This window comes from Nakamurella flavida (assembly GCF_030811475.1).
In the GTDB taxonomy this organism is placed as follows: domain Bacteria; phylum Actinomycetota; class Actinomycetes; order Mycobacteriales; family Nakamurellaceae; genus Nakamurella; species Nakamurella flavida.
Window position 1 is genome coordinate 3,569,315 of sequence record NZ_JAUSQV010000001.1, and the last position, 21,279, is coordinate 3,590,593.

The window sequence follows — 21,279 nt, forward strand, 5'->3', positions numbered from 1 at the left end:
GGACGGGCGGGGCTGGTCGGACGGGCGGGGCTGGTCGGACGGGCGGGGTGGGACCGGCGGTGATCAGCGGGGCCGGCCGATCTCGGTGCGGACGGCCCACAGTTCGGGGAAGAAGGTGAGCTCCAGGGCCTTGGCCAGGAACGAGGCGCCGGAGGAGCCGCCGGTCCCGCGCTTGAACCCGATGATGCGCTCGACGGTCTTGAGGTGCCGGAACCGCCACGTCTGGAAGGTGTCCTCGATGTCGACGAGCTCCTCGCACGCCTCGTAGACCTCCCACTGGCTCTCCGGCTGCTCGTAGATCCCGACGAACATCGCGACCAGCGCCTCGTCCCGCAGGTGCGGGGTGCTGCGGTCCCGGTCCAGGAGCACGGCGGGGACCGCGTATCCGCGACGGTGCAAGTAGAGCAGGAACTCCTCGTACAGGCTGGGTGCGGCCAGGGCGGCGGACAGCGTCGCGGTGGCCGCGGGGTCGTGGGCGAACACCGGGATCATCGCGGCGTTCTTGTTGCCGAGCAGGAACTCCAGCAGCCGGTACTGCGCCGACTGGAACCCGGAGGCCTGGCCGAGCTGATCCCGGAACTGGGCGTACTCGGTGGGGGTGAGGGTGGCCAGCACCGACCACTGATCGGTCATCTGTCGCTGGATGTGCTTGACCCGGGCGAGCCGCTTGAGGGCGGGGGACAGTTCGTCCCGGGCGATCAACGCCATCGCCGACCGCAGTTCGTGCACGACCAGCTTGATCCACAGCTCGGTGGTCTGGTGCTGGACGATGAACAGCATCTCGTCGTGGTGGTCGGAGACGGGCTGCTGGGCGGCCAGCAGGACGTCCAGGCGCAGGTAGTCCGCGTAGTTGGAACGGGCGATGTCCCGGTGGATGGACGCCTCGAGCGGCCGTGCCCCGGCCGGTGCCCCACCCGACCCGTCCAGCGGTGGGGTGACGGGCAGCGGCTGGGTGGTCATGCCCGTCAGCGTATTGCGTCCCTCTGACGGTCGTCAACAGGACGCACCAGATGGCGGTGGAGGCGGGTCGTCACCCGGTCCGGGAGCGGGTGACGCTGGATCACCCGGACGGGCGATGCGGCTCCGCGGCGGAAAAGGCACTGCAGGGGTCCGGTCGTGACCATCCGTGCCGGGGTCCACCGAGGACGGCCCGAACGCCGTGCATCCACGAGAAGTGTTCAGCAGTACCGGTTTTTCTGTGTGGTTGCTGAGCACGGCGAATGACACCCGTGTAATAACCGAATTGTTGTCCGGTGCTTCACTCCATGCAGTGGCAATGAGTTAGCTTCACTCCTTCGGGGGGACTTTGCTCCGTACGAGACCTCGTACGGGGGAAAGAGTTCGCTCATCTCCGGCCGGGGTGTTGTCCTGGCAGAACAGATCGTCACCTCTTCACCACTCGACGTGTTTGCAGCGCGGCAGGAGCCCCGATGGGCCGGTCGCCACTGCCCCGGCCGATCAGGAGCGACATCACGTGACAGCAGAGCGGACCACAGCGCCCGGTGGCGTCTCCGCGCCCCCCGGCCGCCGCCGGGTACGACCGTCCGCGGTCGTCGCCCTCCTGGCCGTGGCGGTCTCCCTCGCCGCCGTGCTGGTCGGCGGGGGATCGGCCTCCGCCGACCCCTCGGCCACCGACTGGCAACGACTGCGCCAGTGCGAGTCGGGGAACAACTACACCGCCAACACCGGGAACGGGTACTACGGGGCCTACCAGTTCGACGCGTCCACCTGGCGGAGCGTCGGCGGGACCGGGTTGCCCCACCAGGCGTCCGCGGCGACCCAGGACGCCCTCGCCCTCAAGCTCTGGCAGCAGCGGGGGTGGAGTCCGTGGGTGTGCGCGAGCATCCTCGGGCTGGACGGTGCGGGCGGCGGCGGTGGCAACAACAGCGCGGCCGCGGTCGGCTCGTTGGACTCGGTCTCCGCCGACGGACTGTCCGCGACGGTCGCGGGATGGGTGCTCGACCCCACCCGGACCTCCGCGGCCAGCCAGGTCCACGTCTACGTCAGTGCTCCCGGTGTCGACCCGATCGGCTACCCCTTCACCGCCGACGTCACTCGCACCGACGTCAACCAGGTCCTCGGAGTGACCGGGCGGCACGGCTTCTCGGTCCAGGTGCCGCTCCGACCCGGACCGAACACCGTGTGCGCGTACGCCATCGGCGGCAGCGGCAACAGCCACATCGGGTGCCGGACGCTGACCGCCGTCGGTACCCCGCCCGTGGGGTCGGTCGACGTCGTCTCGGCGACCGGGCTGAACGCCTGGGTGGCCGGCTGGGCCGTCGACCCCGCTTCCCCGGGTACCTCGATCCCGGTCCACGTGTACGTCAACGGCACGGGATACCCCTTCACCGCCGACGGTTCCCGCCCGGACGTCAACGCCGTCCTCGGGATCTCCGGCCGGCACGGGTATGCCGCGAACGTCCCGCTCCGGCGGGGCACCAACACGGTGTGTGCGTACGGGATCGGGTCGGCCTCGTCGGGCAACGCCCTGATCGCCTGCCGGGACGTGCAGTCCGCCGAGCCCCCGCTGGGGTCGCTCGACGGCATCCAGGTGTCCGGCTCCTCCGCACGCGTCTTCGGGTGGGCGTTCGACCCGGCCACCTCGGCCTCCACCGATGTGCACATCTACGTCAACGGGGTCGGGTACGCCTTCCGCGCCGACGAGGACCGACCGGACGTGAACGCGGCGTTCCGGATCTCCGGTGCCCACGGTTACGCCGAGACGGTGCCCCTCGGGCCCGGGCGGAACACGGTGTGCGCCTACGGCATCGGCCGGCCCGGTAATCCCAGCAACCTGGTGATCGGGTGTCGGGACGTGCAGAACGGATCGGTGGCCCGGTCCGGCGTCGCGGTGCAGGAAGCGCCCGCCGAGGCCGCCCCGAGCAGCCCTGCGCCGACCAGCACCGCGCCGACCAGCACCGCGCCGAGCGCCGTCGCTCCGGTGACGCCCGCCCCTGTCCCGGCCACCAGCAGCCGGGGTACCAGTACGCCGACCACCCCCGCCCCGGCCACCGGGGCTCCGCTGACCACCGCCCCGGCGACCAGTGCACCGGCGACCACCGCTCCGGCGTCCACCACCGGGGCGCCGACCACCACCGACGGGGGATCCCGATGACCAGGCCGACGATCGCCCGCCGGCGGAAGGCCACCCGCCGACACCCCGGCGACCTGCTGGCCGTGCTGGGGCTGGCGGTGGCGCTCGTGCTGGGCGTCGTCGGCTCCTCCGCGACCGCGGGGACCAGTGGTCCCGGTTCGGCCGCGGCGCTGCCCGCGGGGTTGACCGCCGCCGGCACCAGCGAGAAGGAGTACATCCCGGCCGGGCTGACCACCCAGCGGACGTGGAGCAGCCAGACGGCCAGCGTGCCGGACTTCAGCTTCGCCGGTGACGCGCGGGCCAAGCTCACCGCGCGCACCGATGTGGGTCTGCGGGCCGCGCTCGCCGCCGGCGTGATCAACCTGTCGAACGTGCGGTGCTGGGACGAACACGCCTGGAACCCCACCTCCGACCACCCGCTCGGCAAGGCCTGCGACCTGTTCCAGGACTACCGCACGTCGGCGGGCGTCGCCGCCGGGTGGCGGGCCGCCAACTGGTTCGTGGCCAACCAGGCCAAGCTCGGCATCTACTACGTCATCTGGCAGAACGAGTTCTGGGGTGCGTACTCGCCGAAGGCCTGGGGCCCGTACCGGTCCACGGTCTACGGATGCCCGGACCCGACCAACATCACCGGCTGCCACATGGACCACATCCACATCAGCTTCTACTGAGCTGCGGCCGACCCGCGCGGTGCTCACGACCGTCGGTGTCGGGCGAAGGCCCGGCACCGACGGTCGTCCCATGCCTGGGCCGGAACGGCGCCGGCCCGGAGCTCACGGGCCAGGGCATCGGCGTCGATCGGCCGGTGCGCACCGACCATGACGATGTTCCCGCGTCGCCGACCCTTGAGCATCGGCGGGTCGGCGACCATCAGCAGGTATTCGAAAACCCCGGCCAGCGCTGTCATCTCGGCCCGGGCTGCGATCAGGTCCGGTCCGTCCCCGCAGTTGAGGAGGTACATCCCGGCCGGCTCCAGGATCCGATCGACCTCGCGGGCGAAGGATGTCGTGCGCAGGGGTTCCGGGGTCCGATCGCCGGAGAACACGTCCCGTACCACGGCCCGGTAGGCCCCGACGGGCTGTGCGGCGGTCACCTCGGCCGCGTCGCCGGTGACCAGCTGCAGGGCCGGCGGACCGGGCAGGGCGAACCAGTCGCGCACCAGCTGGAGCAGGACCCCGTCCAGGTCGACCGCGACGTGGCGGGATCCGGGCCACCCGGCCAGCAGGGCCCGGGGCAGCGCACAACCGGCTGCGCCGAGGTGCAGGACGCGGACCGGATCGACCCCGCTCGCGGGCGGTCCGGCCGGACCGAGGGCGGACGCCAGGACGACCGCCGCCCAGCGTTGGTACTCGAAGTCCAGCAGCTCCGGCCGGTCCAGATCGACGTAGGAACTCTCCACCCCGTTGACCAGCAGCAGGAAGGCCCGCGGGGAGCGCGGATCGGCCCGCAGTTCCACCGTGCCGGTGTCGATCCGCCGGACGACCGGATCCGGGGCCGGTGTTCCCGTCACGTCGCCGGACATCGGGCTCCCTGGTCGTCGAACGGTCGACGGGCGAAGACCCTCGCTCCGTTCGGGTGATTTTGACCCATTTCCGCAGGCGATCACCCCCACGTCCTCCGGTGGTGGGGCCGTCCGGGCCCTGGACGCGTTCGCGCAGGTCACGCCGGACGTCACGGTGACGCTGTGCGTCGTCTGTGGATCGCCACTACGCCGAATGGGAATGGCGACGGCCGAACGGCCCCTCTTGAGGATGCGGAGGGCTCCGGTAGCGTTCGCGACCGAACCGTCACCGCTCCTTTACACCTCCGAGATGTCAGCGTGGTGGAGCGACACTCGCAGGTACCGAAAGTGGGAATGATCCGTGGCCTCATCGTGCCCGAACGGCTCGACCAGCATGCCGTCCGCCGCCCCGTCCGTCGACCGGGCACCCTTCGCCGGCCGTCTCCGGCGCCGCCTCCGTTCACTCGGGGCGGTGGCCGCGACCGCTGCGATGGGTCTGACGCTGCTGGTCGGCCCCGGCGCGGGGAGCGCGTCCGCCGAGCCCAGCGCGAACGACTGGTACCGGCTCCGCGTGTGCGAGTCGGGCAACAACTACGCCATCAACACCGGCAACGGCTACTACGGCGCCTACCAGTTCGACCTGTCGACCTGGCGCAGCGTCGGCGGGACCGGCCGACCGGACCAGGCCAGCCCCGCCGTGCAGGACGCCCTGGCCCTCAAGCTCTGGTACTCCCGCGGGTGGTCGCCGTGGTCCTGTGCGCGCATCGTCGGCCTGACCGGTTCGCCGCCCGCCGGCGGCCAGCCCGCGGCCCCGGTCGTCCTCGCCGCGCCGGTGGGCACCATCGACTCGGTGACCACGGACGCCGCGGCCGCCACGATCACGGTCAACGGGTGGGCGTTCGACCCCAACTCCTCCAGCAGCGCCGTCTTCGTCCACGTCTACGTCAACGGGGTCGGGTATCCGCTCGGGTCCGGCGGCAGCCGGGCCGACGTGAACGCGGCCTTCCGGATCAGCGGTGACCACGGCATCGCCAACACCGTCCCCGCCCGGCGCGGGAGCAACGACGTCTGCGTGTACGCGATCGGCGTGAACGCCGGCAACAACGCCCTGCTCGGCTGCCGCACCGTCCAGGTGCCCTACGCGCCCGTCGGTTCGCTGGACGTCGCCCGGTTCGCCGGCAACGGCAGCGCCGTGGTCGCCGGGTGGACCCTGGACGCCAACGACCCGGGCCGGTCCATCCCGGCGCACGTGTACGTGAACGGGGTGGGTACCGCGGTGACCGCCGACGGTGCCCGTGGTGACGTCAACCAGGTGACCGGCCTGCCGGGCAACCACGGATTCCTGGCCCAGGTCGGCGCCCGGCCGGGAACCAACACCGTGTGCGCGTTCGGCATCGGGCTCGCGGTCAACACTCAGCTGTCCTGCACCACGTTCCAGGCCCCGCAGGCACCGTTCGGCTCGCTCGACGTCGTCTCCCTCGCCGGTGATCGGGCCACCGTCGCCGGGTGGGCCATCGATCCGGCCGACCCCGACGCCTCCATCCCCGTCCACCTGTACGTCTCGGGTGTGGGCTACGTGGACCGCGCCGACGGCGGACGGGACGACGTCAACCGGATGTTCAGCACGGGCGGCGCCCACGGGTTCACCGACTCCATCCCGATGAAGCCCGGTGAGCAGGTCTGCGCCTTCGGCATCGGCACGGCGGGCTTCAACACCCTGTTGGGCTGCGGCACGGCCTGACCGGCCGGCTCCTCGACGGCACAACGCCCGGCTCCGCATCGCGGAGCCGGGCGTTGCGTCGTCCCGGGGGTGCCCCGGATCTCCTGCCGCTGCGGGTGTCACTGCCCCGAGCGGGCGAGCACCTTCTCGGTGGCGGGCTGCGGGGTGAGGGTGCGTCGGAGCAGGAACAGCAGGACCGCGGCAGCGACGATGGAGCCGAACATGACCACGGTCATCGACAGCGCGGTGGTGGGCCCGAACGCTCCGGACAGCGGCGAGATGGCCGCGCCCAGCCCGAACTGCAGGGCGCCCAGCAGGGCCGCGGCACTCCCGGCGCGGTGTGGGTTGGCCTGCAGGGCGATGGTGGGCACCGACGGCATCACGAAGCCCGCGGTCAGCAGGGTGAGGACGAGCAGGACGATCAGCGCGACCATGCCCAGGTCGAGCAGCGACGAGGCGACCATCGCCGCGGCGAGGACGACACCGGACAGCACGGCCACCCGCAGGATCGTCGCCGGGTGCACCCGCCCGATGAGCGCGCCGTTGATCTGACTGCCGGCGGTCACCGCGATGGCGCCGCTGGTGAACACCAGGGCGAACTGCTGCGCGGAGAGTCCGTACTGCTCCTGGAAGACGAAGGTCGCGCCGGAGACGTAGGTGAACAGCGCGGCCATGTACAGGCCGCTGAGCAGGGCCAGACCCAGGAACGAGAAATCGGTGATCAGCGAGCCGTAGGAGCGCAGGGCGGCGCCCAGCCCGCCGGAGCGGCGGCGTTCCACCGGCAGCGACTCCGGCACCACGAAGATCGCCAGGGCCAGCAGCACCAGCCCGAAGCCGGCCAGCACGACGAACATCATCCGCCAGGAGCCGAGCAGCAGCAGCTGCGCGCCGATCACCGGAGCGAGGATCGGGGCCACCCCGACGACGAGCATGAGGCGGGCGATGACCTTGCCGACCTGGGTCCCGTGGAACGAGTCCCGCACGATCGCCATCGAGAGCACCATGCCCGCGGCGGCGGTGAGCCCCTGGCCGAAGCGCAGCACGGCCAGCACCGAGACGGACGGGGCGAAGACGATCGCGACCGAGAAGGCGACGTAGAGCGCCAGGGAGACGATCAGCGGACGGCGACGGCCGAGGGCGTCGGAGAGCGATCCGATGACCAGCTGCCCGATGGCCAGCCCGGCCAGGGTGGCCGCGATGGTCAGCTGGACGGCGCCCTGGGTGGTGGCCAGGTCGGTGGTGATGGCCGGGAACGCGGCCAGGTACAGGTCGATCGTCAGCGGCCCGATGGCGGTGAGCGCACCGAGCAGCAGGACGAACGCGCCGCGGACCTTGGTCAGGGTGGGCGGCGCCGGCGCTGCCCCCGTGGTCGTGGCGGTGGTGGCCGTGCTGGTGGGGGCGGTGCTGGTCGGGGCTGTGCTGGTGGGGGCGGAAATCACGAGGGTCTGGCTCCAGGAGGTCTCGGGTCCGCCCCGGGAGGCGGTGGTCGGTCGGCCGGACCACCGCGACGTGGAGGCTGGGCCCGCAGGACGGCGGGTGCCGTCCGGCGGGGGGTACCCGGGGCCGTCCCGCTGGGAGACGTGCGTGTACGGACCCCGGAATGCCTGTGCCCGACCTCGTGGGCAACGGCGCGGCCCGGGGAATCATTCCCCGGGCCACGCCCCGGTGCTGCCGTCCGTCAGGCGGCGACCACCGCCGGTGCCGCGTCCTGCTGGGCCGCGCTCTCCAGGGCCAGGGCCAGGATCTCGGCGACATCGGCCACCGGGCGGACGTCCAGGGCGGCCAGCATCTCGGCCGGCACGTCGTCCAGATCGGGCGCGTTGCGGGCGGGGATGAACACGGTGGACACCCCGGCCCGCTGGGCGGCGAGCAGCTTCTGCTTGACCCCGCCGATGGGCAGCACCTTCCCGTTCAGGGTGACCTCGCCGGTCATCGCCACGTCCCCGCGCACCGGCCGGCCGGTGGCCAGGGACACCAGGGCGGTGACCATGGTGACGCCTGCGGACGGCCCGTCCTTGGGCACGGCGCCGGCCGGGACGTGCAGGTGGATGCGCCGGTCGAGCGTCGCAGGATCCACCCCGAGGTCGCCCGCGTGCGAACGGACGTAGGACAGCGCGATCTGCACGGACTCCTTCATCACGTCGCCCAGCTGCCCGGTGAGCGTGAGACCGGCATCGCCGGCCGAGCCACTGGCCTCGATGAACAGCACGTCGCCGCCGAGGCCGGTGACCGCCAGTCCGGTGGCCACCCCGGGCACGGAGGTCCGTTCGGCCGTCTCCGGGGTGAACCGCGGACGGCCGATCAGGCCCTTCAGGTCGCCCTCGTCGACCGTCACGGGCCCGGCGTCGGTGGCCAGCCGCAGGGCGACCTTGCGGAGCGTCTTGGCCAGCAGGCGTTCGAGCTGTCGCACCCCGGCCTCACGGGTGTAGTCGGCGGCCATCAGGTGCAGGGCGGCGTCGGTGATCTCGACCTCGGACGCGTCGAGCGCGGCCCGCTCGAGCTGGCGGGGCAGCAGGTGCGTGCGGGCGATGGCCACCTTGTCGTCCTGGGTGTAGCCGTCCATGGTGATCAGCTCGAGCCGGTCGAGCAGGGCGGCCGGGATGTTCTCCACCACGTTGGCGGTGGCCACGAACAGCACGTCGGACAGGTCGAGGTCCAGATCCAGGTAGTGGTCGCGGAACGTGTGGTTCTGCGCCGGGTCCAGCACCTCGAGCAGGGCGGCGGCCGGGTCGCCCCGGTAGCCGTCCGCGCCGACCTTGTCGATCTCGTCCAACAGGACGACCGGGTTCATCGTCTTCGCCTCGGTGACGGCGCGGACGATCCGGCCGGGCAGGGCGCCGACGTAGGTGCGCCGGTGACCACGGATCTCGGCCTCGTCGCGCACGCCGCCCAGGGCGACCCGGACGAAGCTGCGCCCCAGGGCCCGGGCGACGCTCTCGCCCAGGGAGGTCTTGCCCACCCCGGGCGGACCGGCGAGCAGCAGCACGGCGCCGGAGCCGCGGCCGCCGACCAGTTGCAGGCCCCGTTCGGCCCGCCGGCTGCGGACGGCCAGGTACTCCACGATGCGGTCCTTCACGTCGTCCAGACCGTGGTGGTCGGCGTCGAGCACGGCGCGGGCCGCGGTCACGTCGGTGCTGTCGGTGGTGCGGGTCTGCCAGGGCAGGTCGAGCACGATGTCCAGCCAGGTGCGGATCCACCCGGTCTCCGGGTTCTGCTCGCTGGACCGCTCGAGCTTGTCCACCTCGCGCAGCGCGGCGGTGCGGATGTGCTCGGGCAGGTCCGCCTCCTCGACGCGACTGCGGTAGTCCTGGCTGCCCTCGGGGTCGGACTCGCCCAGCTCCTTGCGGATCGCGGCCAGCTGCTGGCGCAGCAGGAACTCCCGCTGGCTGCGCTCCATGCCTTCGCGGACGTCGGTGGAGATCTTCTCGGCGACGTCCATCTCGGCCAGGTGTGCGCGCGTCCAGGCGATGACCTGCTCGAGGCGCGCGATCACGTCCGGCGTCTCCAGCAGGGTGCGCTTCTGCTCGTCGGTCAGGTACGGGGCCCAGCCGGCCGCGTCGGCCAGCACGGACGGGTCCGTCATCTTCTCGACGGTGTCGATGACCTGCCAGGCGTCCCGCTTCTGCAGGGTGGCCACGACCAGGGACTTGTACTCGGCGGCCAGCTCGCGGGCGCGGGCGGTGTGCTCGGGATCGGCGGGCTGGTCGGTGGTCGGTTCGGCGCGCACCCACAGGGCCGCTCCCGGCCCGGTCACCCCGGCGCCGAGGCGGGCACGGCGGCCGGCGCGGAGCACGGCGGCGGGCTCGCCCCCGGCGGTGCGGCCGACCTGCTCGACGGTCGCGAGCACGCCGTAGGCGGAGTAGCGGTCGGGGAGGCGGGGGACGAGGAGTACCTGCGGCTTGGCGGTGTCTGCTCGGGTGTCGGCGTGCTCGCTGGACTCCTCGCCGGTGCGGGTGACCGCCTGGGCCGCGTCGACCGCGGCGCGGGCGGCGTCGTCCAGGGTGATCGGCACGACCATCCCGGGCAGCACCACCATGTCGGCGAGGGACAGGACGGGCAGGTCGAGGGTGGTGTCGGTATCGGGGGTGGGGCTGGTGTCGGTGATCTGGTCGGTCATGTGTCTGCCTTCGTGAGCGGAGGGCGTGAGGTTGAGCGGGGGTGACTCAATGCGTGTCTGACTCAATGCCGGCCGGGCCCGCTCTGTTCCGTGCCGGTCCGCCGGTTCGCCCACGGCGGAAACCGCTGCTGGTCTACGGTGGCCGAGGCGCGGGGCGCCGGGCCGCACGCGTCCCGGCTGAGAAGGACCCGTGGTACCTGTCGAGGTCATGCTTGCGAAGGGACGCCACCCATGGCAGACGCACGTGCGGTTCCGCCCACCCCCGAGCAGATAGGGCAGGTGGTGGCCGCGGTCCGGGCGACGCACCCCCTCGTCCACTGCATCACCAACGGGGTCGTCGCCAACGTGACGGCGAACGTGCTGCTCGCGGCCGGCGCGGCCCCGGCGATGGTGGAGGCCCCCGAGGAGGCCGGCGTGCTCGCCGGCGTGGCCGGAGCACTGCTGATCAACCTGGGCACGCTGACCACCCCCCAGGTCGACGGCATGCGGGTGGCCATCGCCGCCGCAAACACCGCCGGGGTCCCGTGGGTGCTCGACCCGGTGGCCATCGGCGCCCTGCCGTTGCGCACCGCGGTGGCCGGGGAGTTCGCCCGGCTCGGCCCGGCCGTCATCCGCGGCAATGCCTCCGAGATCGCCGCCCTGGTCGGCGGGGCCGGCGGTCGTGGGGTGGACAGCACGACCACGCCCGACGAGATCACCGACGTCGTGGCGGATGTCGCGCGGGAGTTCGGCACCGTGGTCGCGGCGAGCGGCCCGGTCGACCTGATCACCGACGGCACTCGCACGGTCCGGGTGGCCTCCGGGCACCCGTTGCTGACCCGGGTCACCGGGGTCGGCTGTTCGCTGGGTGCGCTGATCGGCGCCTGCCTGGCCGTCGGCGACGACGCGGTGCTCGCCGCCGCCGCGGCCACCGCATGGATGTGCGTGGCCGGGGAGCAGGCTGCCGAGAAGGCAACCGGGCCGGGAAGTTTCGCGGTCGCCCTGCTCGACGGGCTGGACGGTCTCGATCCCGCCGCGGTCGGTGCGCGGGGCGGGGTGCGGTGACGTCCGGGGTTCGTGACGGCGGACGCCGCGAGGCCGGCGCGGGCCGGACCGGGGGCGGCTCGCGCACGGTGGTGTTCGATCCCGCGGTGTACCTCGTCACCGACACGCGTCAGTGCGGCGGCCCGGACGCGGTGGTGCGCACCGTGCGGGCCGCGGTGACCGGCGGCGTCGGGATGGTGCAACTGCGGGACCCGTCGGCGACCACGCGCGAACTGGCCGAGCTGGCCCGGGCCCTCGTCGCCGCCCTGGCGCCGACGACCGTCCCGCTGGTCGTCAACGACCGCGCCGACGTGGCCCTGGCCGTCGGAGCGGACGGCGTGCACATCGGGCAGCGTGACCTCGATCCGCTCAGCACCCGCCGTCTGGTCGGGCCCGATCTCCATGTCGGGCTGTCGATCTCGAATGCCGACGAGCTCGCCGAGGCGGTCGCGCTCCCGGCCGGCACGGTCGATCTGCTCGGTGTCGGGCCGATCCGGGACACCCCCTCCAAGACGGATGCGTCCGCCGCGGTGGGCCTGACCGGGCTGGCCGATCTCACCGCGCGGACCACCCTGCCGTGCGTGGCCATCGGCGGGCTGGGCGTGGCCGACGCCGCCGCCGTGCGCGCGGCCGGTGCGGTGGGCATGGCCGTCATCTCCGCGATCTGCGGACAGGGCGACCCGGCGTCGGCGACCGAACGGTTGCTCCGGGCATGGCGGTCGGTGCCGTCCGGTGGATCCACGGGATCACCGGTGCCGCACCACGTGTCGGCGACCGGTGTGGACGGCCGGTCGTGAGTCCCCGACCGGCAGGTCACCCGCCGGTGGTGTTGACGGTGGCCGGTTCGGACCCGAGCGGCGGGGCCGGGATCCAGGCCGATCTCAAGACGTTCAGCGCACTGGGGGCGTACGGCTGTGCGGTGCTCACCGCCCTCACCGCCCAGAACACCCGCGGGGTCACCGGGGTGCACGCCGTCCCCGCCGCGTTCGTCACCCAGCAGCTCCGGACGCTGCTCGACGACGTCGCGCTGGACGCGGTGAAGATCGGCATGGTCGCCGACGCCGGGATCGCCCGGGCACTCGCGGCGGCCCTGCCCGGATCCGCGCCGCACCTGGTCCTCGACCCGGTGATGGTGGCGACCTCCGGGGACCGGCTGCTCACCCCGGATGCCGAGGCGGTCGTCCGCGACGAGCTCGTCCCGCTGGCGGGCTTGATCACCCCCAACCTGGCCGAGGCCGGGGCGCTGCTCGGCCGTCCGCCCGCCGGGACCGCCGACGAGGCGACGGATCAGGTGCACGCCCTGCTCGCCGCCGGTGCCCGGCGGGTCCTGCTCAAGGGTGGTCACCGCACCGACGAGCTGGGCGGTGGGGGCACGGTGGTCGACCTCTACGGCGAACCGGGGCACGAGGTCGTCGCGATCACCGCACCGCGGGTGGACACCCGCAACACGCACGGCACCGGCTGCACCCTGTCCGCGGCCATTGCCGCGCTCCGTCCGGTCTCGCCGGATTGGCTCACCGCGGTGCGCCGGGCCAAGGACTACCTGACCCGCGCGCTGCAGGGGGCGGACCAGCTGCAGATCGGCCGGGTGGGACCCGACGGGCACGGACCCGTGCACCACTTCGCGGGGATCTGGAACGAGCGGAAGTCCGACACCGCCGGCTGAGCGGAACGGGGCTGAACGGGGCCGAACGGAGCTGAGCGGGGCTGATCGGAGCACGCGCCCCGGTTGCGTGAACGCGCCTCACGCGTGAGGCGCGTTCACGCATTCCGGGCGCGTGTGGGCCGTCCGCCTCGCAACCGGGGCGCGTTCGCGAGCCGCGCCGCCGCACCCCAAACCCGCGCCGCCGCACCCCGAAACCCGCGCCGCCGCACCCCGTACCCACCCCGGGCGCACGAGCGCCCGGGGCGGTGTCACGTCAGGGCTTGAGCACGACCTTGATGCAGCCGTCCTGCTTCTTCTGGAAGATCTCGTACATCTCCGGCGCCCGGTCCAGCGGGACGCTGTGCGTGGTCAGGTCGAGCACGCCCAGCGGGTCGGCCGGGTCCTCGACGACGGGCAGGATCTCGTCGATCCAGCGCTTGACGTTGCACTGGCCCATGCGCAGCTGGATCTGCTTGTCGAACATCGACATCAGCGGCATCGGGTCGGCGACGCCGCCGTAGACGCCGGACAACGAGACGGTGCCGCCGCGGCGCACCGAGTCCAGGGCGTTGTGCAGGGCGGTGAGTCGGTCCACGCCGATCGTCTCGGTGAGCTTGCGGGCCAACCCGTCGGGCAGCAGACCGACCGTGCTCTGCGCGATCTTGGCCGCGGTGGAACCGGCGGAACCGTGCGCCTCCATGCCGACCGCGTCGACGACGGAGTCCGGGCCGCGTCCGTCGGTCATCTCGCGTAGGGCGGCGGCGACGTCGTCGACGGCGTCCGGGTCCAGCACCTCGACGCCGTGCCGGGCCGCCATCTCGCGACGCTCGGCGACCGGGTCGACGGCGATGACGCGTCGTCCCCACAGCTTGCCGATGCGGGACGCGAACTGCCCCACCGGACCGAGGCCGAACACCGCGACGGTGCCGCCCTCCGGGGTGTCGGCGTAGGCCATCCCCTGCCAGGCGGTGGGCAGGATGTCGGACAGGAACAGGTACTTCTCGTCGGGGCCGGAGTCGGAGACCTTGATCGGCCCGTACTGGGCCTGCGGCACGCGCAGGTACTCGGCCTGGCCGCCGGGGATCTGCCCGTACATCTTGCTGAAACCGAACAGCGAGGCGCCCTTGTCGTAGGCGTGCACCTGGGTGGTCTCGCACTGCGACTGCAGCCCGCGGGTGCACATCCAGCAGGTGCCGCAGGAGATGTTGAACGGGATGACGACCCGGTCGCCCGGCTTGATGTGGGTGACCTGCTCACCGACCTGCTCCACGATGCCCATGGGCTCGTGGCCGAGAACGTCGCCGGCGTCCAGGTAGGGGCCGAGCACCTCGTACAGGTGGAGATCGGACCCGCAGATGGCGGACGAGGTGATCTTGACGATGGCGTCGGTGGGCGCCTGCAGGACGGGATCGGGGACGTCGAGGACCTTCACGGTCCGGCGGCCCTGCCAGGTGAGTGCCTTCATGGTGTGGCTCCTTCGGGTGGGGCGAGGGGACGCGGGCCGAGGGCGACAGGGCAGCGGGGGCCGCCGGGCACGCACGGAGCGCGGGTTCGGGGGAGGACGGCCGGCACGTGAAGGGGCCTTTGCTCGACCCGGGCGCCTGGTGCGGAGGCACCGTCCACGATCGAGGGTAGTCCGGCGGGACGACACCGGCGTGGCCGCCGGGGTTCGGTCAGGATGGCGGGGACGTGCGCGCGCGGACGCGGGACGGCAGCACCCACCACAACACCAGCATCAGCACGGTCGCCCCGCCGACGGCCAGCCCGGCGGCGAGTCGGCCGGCGGCGATCCCGACGATGAGCAGCAGCGCACCCAGGATGCTGACGGCGAGCAGGCAGAGCCCGGCGATCGCACAGCGACCGGTGAAGCGGACGAGCTCGTCCTTGACCTGTTTGCGGAACATCAGCCGGTGCGCCGAGACCGGGGCGATGAAGCAGACCACCGCGGCGGCCGAACTCAGCAGGGTGGCCAGGTAGACACCGCGCTGGAGGTCGGTGACCGCGGCGAAGCGCGCCTGGAAGACGAGGGTCAACAGGAATGCGAAAAGGATCTGCACCCCGTTCTGGGCCACCCGCAGCTCCTGGAGGAGTTCGGTGTAGTTGCGGTCCAGTTGTTGGCCGGTGGTCTCGTTCCGGACGTACGGGACGGCGCCGGGTGTCGGGGCGGGGGAGGCGGCCGGAACGGACGGAGCCCCGGCCGCTGGATGCGGCCGGGGCTCGTCGTCGTGCTGGGGTGCTGCCGGCCCGGGCGTGGAATCGGTGCTCACCGGGCGAGCGTGCGCGATCCCGGCCCGCAGGGCCAGTCCGTGCTGTGGTCGAGCGGGGAGATCAACGCCGGCGACGCCCGAAGACCATCGGGTCCAGGGCGAACCGGCCGGAGCCGAGCCCGGCCAGCATGAGGCTGGCGGCCAGCAGCACGAGGACCAGCTCGTACCCGCCGTCGGCGGCGAACAGACCGTTCTCCAGGTGGACGAAGGCCAGGGCCCCGCCGCTGACCACGGCCAGCAGCAGGCCGGCCAGCGGCACGAGCAGCCCCAGCACGAGGGCGGCGCCACCGACCACCTCGACGAGCGCGGTGAACCAGGCACTGAGCTCGGGCAGGGGGATGCCCATCGCGGTGAAGCCGTCGACGGTGGCGGGCATGCCGTTGGTGACCAGCTTCTGCCAGCCGTGGGCGATGAAGACGACGCCGACGACGACGCGCCCGATCAGCAGGGCGACATCGGTACGGACGGTGTTCAGGGCGGGGGCGGTGATGCGGGAGACGGTGCTGGTGGCCATGGTGGCTTCCCTCCGGAGGGTGGTTCGGCGGCCCGCCTCTCCGGTGATGCGGGCCGTCCACGGGCAGACGACCGGACCGGCCGCTGCATGAGCGTTCAACCACATGATAGCAGCGGGTCACCCGATGGTGTCAGCGCGTCAATCCGTGAGGCTCGACCGGTAGGCGGCCCACCCGCCGTGTCCGGTGATGTCGGTGCCCTGCTGCGCGGCGTGGAAGGCGCACCCGAAGCCGGTCACCCACCGGCCGTCGTCCAGTTCGACGGGGGTCAGGCTCATCGGGGCGGATAGTCCGGCCAGCAGGGTGCCCAGGGCCGCGGGGGAGAGCAGATAGCGCTCACCGACGATGGGTGCGCCCACGCCCGGGTCGTGGCGGACCAGACCCGGCTTGGGTGGGGTGGTGTCGAGGTCCACGAGTCGGTAGGCATCCGTGGTCCGAGCCGGTCCCAGGTACCGGGCGCCCAGGTGGAACAGCGAGTCGTTCAGCGGTTGGCCCGGCAGGTGGGCACCGAAGACGGCCAGTTCCAGCCCCCCGGTGGGGACGGCCGGTCCGGGGTCGTCCCCGGTGACGAGGGCGGCGAGGTCGAGGGCGACCTGGTCGGCGAACGCGGGGACGACGACCATCACGCCGAAGGGCGCCCCGGTCCGGGTGGGCGCACCGGGGACGGCCATGGCCGCCATGTCCAGCAGGTTGGCGAAGTTCGTGTACGTGCCCATCCGTCGGTTGATGGCCAGCGGGTCCGCCTGCACCGCAGCGATGCTCGGGTGCTCGGTCGTGGTCGGCAGCAGCAATCCGTCGACCCCGGCGAGCACGGTGTGCGCGGCGGCCCGGGCCACGGCCAGGGTGTCCAGGTCGTCGGCGAACGCCGGGCCGGAGACGTCCCGCGACCGGCCGATGATGCCGGCGACCACCGGGTCGGCCCCCGCCGGCGCACCGTCCAGGAACGCGCCGACCGCGCTGTACCGCTCGGCCACGATGGCCCCGTCGTACAGCAGGCGGGCCGCGTCCAGCATGGTCGAGACGTCGAGCTCGACCACCGTGCACCCGGTCTCGCGCACCCGGGCCACCGTGCGGTCGAACGCGTCGCGGTAGTCGTCGGTGAGCGCGGCCAGGTCCTCCGTGCGCGGGACGGCCAGCACCGGGACGGGTGGCACGCCCAGCACGACGTCGGCCGGCCAGGTGCGGCTGCGCGGATCGGCCGGGTCGGGGCCGATCATCACGCCGAGCGCGGCGCGGGCGGTCGGCAGGTCGGCGGCGAACACGGTGACCGCGTCGTAGTCGGCGCAGGCGGGCAGCACCCCGGCCGTGGACACCAGCCCGAGACTGGCCTTGAGGCCCACGATCCCGTGGAAGGCGGCGGGCACCCGGCCGGACCCGGCGGTGTCGGTGCCCAGGGCGAGGTCGACCAGACCGAGCCCGACGGCGGCCCCCGAGCCGGCGCTGGATCCGCCGGAGACCAGCTCCGGATCCCACGCGCAGCGGACGGCGCCGTACGGGGACCGGGTGCCCACGAGACCGGTGGCGAACTGGTCGAGGTTGGTCTTGCCCATCACGACGGCACCCGCGTCCTGCAGGCGCCGCACGGACGTGGCGGTGACCCCCGGCGTGTGGGCGAACTCCGGGCACCCCGCGGTGGTGGGCAGCCCGGCCACGTCGATGTTGTCCTTGACCGCGACGAGCAACCCGGCCAGCGGCAGGGACTCCCCGCCCGCGACCCGGGCGTCGACCGCGGCGGCGTCGGCGCGCACGTCGATCTCGCCGCGCAGGGTGATCCACACCTCCGGACGGTCGGCCGCGGCGATCCGCCTGAACGCCTCGGCCACCCGGTCGACCGCGGGGAGGTCGCGCGGGATCGGTGCGGGCAGGACGAATCCCCCCGTGGGGGGGACGGTGGTGGGTCGGGTGGCGGCGGTCACGATGCGGACTCCCAGCGGGCTCGTTCGTCGTCGAAGGCGCGTCGGCGGTGGGCGCGCAGGGCGGTGATCTCGGCAGCGTGCTCGTCCTGGAGCGCGGCCACCTCGGCCAGCGAGAAGGTGGCCGGCCGGGTCCGGAGATCGGCCCGCCCGGCCAGGATGTCGGCGCGGGTGGCCTCGAGCTCGTCGGTGGTGACCGGGACGAAGCGCAGCCGGTCGAACGGCCGCAGCAGCCACGGTCGTGCCTCGGTTCCGGCGGCAGTGTCGGTCTCCTCGGCCAATCGCCACACCGGCACGGTGCGGCCGACCAGCTGATACCCACCCGGCCCCTCCATCCCGTAGACGCAGAGATAGATCCCGCCGATACCCACCGCGTTCTGCGGGGTCCAGGTGCGGGCCGGGTTGTACTTCGTGGTGACCAACCGGTGGCGGGGATCCAGCGGCACCGCCACCGGCGCACCCAGGTAGACATCGCCCAGGCCGACGACCAGGTACGTGGCCGCGATCATCACGTCGAACACCTCGTCGCGCTCACCGAGATCGTTGATGCGGCGGATGAACTCGACGTTGTCCGGGCACCACGGGGCGGTCGGGTTGACGCTCGCCTGGTAGCGGGCCATGGCCTCGTGGGCACCGGGGTGGTCGAACGCGATGGGCAGGGTCACCTCCCGGACGTCCAGCGTGACCGCTGCCGGGTCGGCCACCCCGGCCGCCAGGGCCATCAGGTGATCGGCCAGCTCGGGCAGGCCCAGGTGGTCGCGTGCGCCGACGAGCAGCGACCGCACCCCCTCGACGATCTCGGTGACGCCGGCGGGTCGGTCGGCGTGCAGGCCGCGGGCCAGCAGGTGGATCCACATGCGCACGGTCAGGTCGAACTCCAGCGCGCCGGCCTCCACGAGCACGTGCCGGTCGCCGGCGGCGCGGACGGTGATCGCCGGGTGGTGGCCGGTGGCCGGGCGCTCGCCGAGCGGGGTGGCCAGGTCCGGCGATCCGGTCGGGACGGTCGGTTCGGCGACGGGTGAGCCGGGGTCGGCGAGGAGGGCCGCGCGGGCGGCGCCCAGCTCGGCGGCGGTGTCCAGGTCGACCGGGACGAGGCGCACCCGGTCGCCGGCCCGGAACTGGCCGACCTTCCACAGGTCGGCCGCGATCACCGCGCACGGCACCACGAACCCGCCCAGGCTCGGCCCGTCCGGCCCGACGATGACGGGGGTGTCGCCGGACAGCATGATGCCGCCGACGGGATAGGCGGAGTCGTGCACGTTGGACGGGTGCAGGCCGGCCTCGCCGCCGTCGGTCCGGGCCCAGCGGGGGGTCGGTCCGGTGAGGCGGACGCCGGTGCGGTCACTGCGGTGGTCCACCGTCCAGGTGGCCGCGAACAGGGCGGCCGGGCCGGCGGGGTCCAGGTGCACGGGGGCGCCGTGCGGACCGGGGACGACGCGCAGTTCCCACTCGGTGGTCAGGGTGGGCAGGGCGGACGAGACGTCCAGCGACGACCCGGTTCCCACCCCGAGGGGCAGCTCGTCACCCTTGGCCAGGGCCCGGCCGGCCGGGCCGCCGAACTTGCCGAGGACGAAGGTGGACCGGCTACCCAGCACGGTCGGCACGTCGATGCCGCCGGCGATCGCGACGTAGCCGCGCAGGCCCGGACCGGCGATCTTGCCGACGGTCAGCACCCCACCCGCGGGAACCGGGGTGGGCACCCCCACCGGGACGGGTTCGCCGTCCAGGGTGGCCGCGGTCGCCGCACCGGCCAGACAGATCACCGCGGAGCTGCCGAACTGCAGCGTGGGCCCGGACACCACGCACTCCAGACCGGCGGCGTCGTCGGCGTTCCCGACGGCGCGGGCGGCGAGCGCGAACGAGAGTCGGTCGAACGCCCCGGACGGGGGCACCCCGACGTCCCAGTACCCGGTGCGTCCCACAGCGTCCTGCACGGTGGTCTGCACGCCGGGGCGGAGCACGGTGATGCCCGCCGCCCCCGCCGGATCCACAGCGGACACGGGAGTCTCGAGCGCGGTGCTCACACCGACCACCAGCCCAGCAGGCGGACGGGGGTGGGGTTCCACCCGTTGCACGGGTTGTTCAGCTGGGGGCAGTTGGAGATGAGCACCCACAGGTCGCGCGCCGCCTCGATCTCCACGTACTTCCCCGGGGCGGACAGTCCGTCGGCGAAGGTCAGCCCGCCGTCCGGGGTGATGGGCACGTTCATGAAGAAGTTGATGTTGTGGCCCAGCTCCCGCTGGCCGATCCCGGCCGCCGCGCCGTACTTCAGGAAGGTCTGGCGGCAGGCGTGCTGGTGTCGGGTGTGCTCGCCGTAGCGGACCACGTTGGACTCCTGGGCGCAGGCGCCGCCCACGGTGTCGTGCCGGCCGCAGGTGTCGGCGACGATGGTGGCCAACAGGTCCCCGCGTCCGGAGACCAGCGGCGACCCGGTGGTCAGGTAGACGGCCTGCTGCGCGCGGATGGTGTCGAAGGCGCTGTACCGGTTCGCGATGTCGTCGGCGTCGTAGAACAGGGTGTCGGCGGCCTGGTTGCCCTCGAGGTCGACGATGCGGAAGCGTCCGCCGGCCGGGATGCGGTGCAGGAAGCCGTCTCCGGAGCCGACGGTCACGTCGAGCACGGCGGTGTCCGCGGTCCGGTCGGACTCGGTCAACGGCACCGTGCCGGTCGGGGTGGTCGTGCTCGTCGTGCCGGTCATGCTCTGGGGGTTCATGCGCAGGCCTTCCGGGTGGTGTCCAGGGCGCGGGCGCTCTCCGGGCGGAAGCGGTACGACGGGTCGTCCTCGCCCCACTCCGGCGCCAGGGCCACACGGGCCGAGATCGGGGCGGGTGCGTACGTCCCGGCATCGTCGAGCGGGTGGGCGGCGGTGGCCAGCACGATCAGCAGGTCCTGCTCGGCGCGCAGGGTGACGGTGTCGCCGGCGGCGGCGTTGTCGGCCACGAAGCCCACCGAGCACAGCCGGTCGTCGGTCGGGGCGGCCTTGGCGAAGAAGTTGACCGGACCGTGCAGGTCGGCCTCGCCCAGACCGTGCTTGGCCAGTTCCAGCAGCAGCATCTCGCGGGCTCCGCGTCGCCAGTCGTTGCGGTCCTGCTGGTAGTCCGACGGCCCGAAGCGGACCAGGTCGGTGTCCCGGCTCAGCCCGCCCAGGGCGTCGTGCCAGGGCACCGTGGAGTCGACCACGCTGGCCAGGGCGGCGCCGCGATCGCTCATCAGCACCATCGGCGCGGTGATGCGGGCGCTCATCTGGGCCTTGAGGGTGTCCGGCAGGTTCATCCGATCGAGCCGGTCGGCGGCGAACACCAGCGTGCTCACGCACGCCCGGGGTCCACCGGCGGTGAGGGTGAGGGTGCGGCCGGCCCGCAGCGGCACCGACCAGGCGGCGCCGCCGGGGATCTCGTGCTCGTACGGCAGGACGGCGGTCGCCGTCCGGGGTGCGGTCATCGCGCTGCTCCTGGCTGGTGGTGTCGGTGTGGGGGGGTGTGCCGGT

The 21,279-nt window shown here is 73.1% G+C and carries 17 protein-coding genes; 6 read left to right on the forward strand and 11 right to left on the reverse strand.

Translation table 11 applies throughout. The annotated features are described in order from the left end of the window. Positions 1–63: 63 nt before the first annotated feature. Positions 64–960: a tryptophan 2,3-dioxygenase gene (kynA, locus tag J2S58_RS15835; protein WP_205256475.1), complete on the reverse strand. Its 897-nt coding sequence runs from the start codon at positions 958–960 to the stop codon at positions 64–66. 514 nt (positions 961–1,474) lie between these two features. Between kynA and J2S58_RS15840 the strand changes: the two genes are divergently transcribed. Both J2S58_RS15840 and J2S58_RS15845 read left to right on the forward strand, forming a co-directional pair. Continuing rightward, positions 1,475–3,115, forward strand: coding sequence for a transglycosylase family protein (locus J2S58_RS15840; RefSeq protein WP_205256474.1), 1,641 nt, complete (start codon positions 1,475–1,477; stop codon positions 3,113–3,115). After that, positions 3,112–3,765 carry a hypothetical protein gene (locus tag J2S58_RS15845; RefSeq protein ID WP_205256473.1) on the forward strand — a complete coding sequence of 218 codons (654 nt, stop codon included), beginning with the start codon at positions 3,112–3,114 and terminating at the stop codon, positions 3,763–3,765. The genes J2S58_RS15840 and J2S58_RS15845 overlap by 4 nt, the downstream gene beginning before the upstream one ends. 23 nt (positions 3,766–3,788) lie before the next feature. Here the strand turns inward: J2S58_RS15845 and J2S58_RS15850 are convergent, their stop codons facing one another. Next, the gene (locus J2S58_RS15850; protein WP_205256472.1) at positions 3,789–4,616 is read right to left on the reverse strand and encodes a spermidine synthase; all 828 of its coding nucleotides are present in this window, start codon (positions 4,614–4,616) and stop codon (positions 3,789–3,791) included. A 451-nt stretch (positions 4,617–5,067) separates the two neighbouring features. On the opposite strand from J2S58_RS15850, the gene J2S58_RS15855 reads away from it, so the two are divergent. After that, a complete protein-coding gene (locus tag J2S58_RS15855; RefSeq protein ID WP_306828868.1) occupies positions 5,068–6,336 on the forward strand; it encodes a transglycosylase family protein in 1,269 nt (422 codons plus the stop codon). A 98-nt stretch (positions 6,337–6,434) separates the two neighbouring features. On the opposite strand, the gene J2S58_RS15860 is transcribed toward J2S58_RS15855, so the two are convergent. Both J2S58_RS15860 and lon read right to left on the reverse strand, forming a co-directional pair. Beyond that, entirely contained in the window at positions 6,435–7,754 is a 1,320-nt protein-coding gene (locus J2S58_RS15860) for a multidrug effflux MFS transporter (RefSeq protein WP_306828870.1), read from the reverse strand. Positions 7,755–7,993: 239 nt separating this feature from the next. Further along, positions 7,994–10,432 (reverse strand): endopeptidase La, encoded by a 2,439-nt coding sequence (gene lon, locus J2S58_RS15865; protein WP_205256470.1) that lies wholly within the window; start codon positions 10,430–10,432, stop codon positions 7,994–7,996. Between the two features lie 231 nt (positions 10,433–10,663). Between lon and thiM the strand changes: the two genes are divergently transcribed. The 3 genes from thiM to thiD all read left to right on the forward strand — a co-directional run bounded on the left by thiM (position 10,664) and on the right by thiD (position 13,121). Beyond that, complete coding sequence (thiM, locus tag J2S58_RS15870) at positions 10,664–11,476, forward strand: hydroxyethylthiazole kinase (RefSeq protein WP_205256469.1); 813 nt, start codon at positions 10,664–10,666, stop codon at positions 11,474–11,476. A gap of 86 nt (positions 11,477–11,562) precedes the next feature. Then, positions 11,563–12,252, forward strand: a complete 690-nt coding sequence (gene thiE, locus J2S58_RS15875; protein ID WP_205256594.1) for a thiamine phosphate synthase — start codon at positions 11,563–11,565, stop codon at positions 12,250–12,252. A gap of 26 nt (positions 12,253–12,278) precedes the next feature. After that, on the forward strand, positions 12,279–13,121 hold the full coding sequence (gene thiD, locus J2S58_RS15880; RefSeq protein WP_306828875.1) for a bifunctional hydroxymethylpyrimidine kinase/phosphomethylpyrimidine kinase: 843 nt from the start codon (positions 12,279–12,281) through the stop codon (positions 13,119–13,121). Positions 13,122–13,374: 253 nt separating this feature from the next. On the opposite strand, the gene J2S58_RS15885 is transcribed toward thiD, so the two are convergent. From J2S58_RS15885 to J2S58_RS15915, 7 genes are all read right to left on the reverse strand, one after another. Further along, complete coding sequence (locus J2S58_RS15885) at positions 13,375–14,565, reverse strand: zinc-dependent alcohol dehydrogenase (protein WP_205256467.1); 1,191 nt, start codon at positions 14,563–14,565, stop codon at positions 13,375–13,377. Positions 14,566–14,773: 208 nt separating this feature from the next. After that, complete coding sequence (locus J2S58_RS15890; protein ID WP_205256466.1) at positions 14,774–15,367, reverse strand: DUF6328 family protein; 594 nt, start codon at positions 15,365–15,367, stop codon at positions 14,774–14,776. Between the two features lie 61 nt (positions 15,368–15,428). Beyond that, positions 15,429–15,881 (reverse strand): DoxX family protein, encoded by a 453-nt coding sequence (locus tag J2S58_RS15895; RefSeq protein ID WP_205256465.1) that lies wholly within the window; start codon positions 15,879–15,881, stop codon positions 15,429–15,431. Between the two features lie 138 nt (positions 15,882–16,019). After that, on the reverse strand, positions 16,020–17,744 hold the full coding sequence (gene atzF, locus J2S58_RS15900; RefSeq protein WP_240188799.1) for an allophanate hydrolase: 1,725 nt from the start codon (positions 17,742–17,744) through the stop codon (positions 16,020–16,022). Between the two features lie 47 nt (positions 17,745–17,791). Then, complete coding sequence (locus J2S58_RS15905; protein WP_205256463.1) at positions 17,792–19,816, reverse strand: 5-oxoprolinase/urea amidolyase family protein; 2,025 nt, start codon at positions 19,814–19,816, stop codon at positions 17,792–17,794. Further along, the gene (locus tag J2S58_RS15910) at positions 19,813–20,451 is read right to left on the reverse strand and encodes an urea amidolyase associated protein UAAP2 (protein ID WP_370881876.1); all 639 of its coding nucleotides are present in this window, start codon (positions 20,449–20,451) and stop codon (positions 19,813–19,815) included. The genes J2S58_RS15905 and J2S58_RS15910 overlap by 4 nt, the downstream gene beginning before the upstream one ends. Positions 20,452–20,501: 50 nt before the next feature. Continuing rightward, a complete protein-coding gene (locus tag J2S58_RS15915; protein ID WP_205256461.1) occupies positions 20,502–21,233 on the reverse strand; it encodes a DUF1989 domain-containing protein in 732 nt (243 codons plus the stop codon). Between the last annotated feature and the right edge of the window lie 46 nt (positions 21,234–21,279).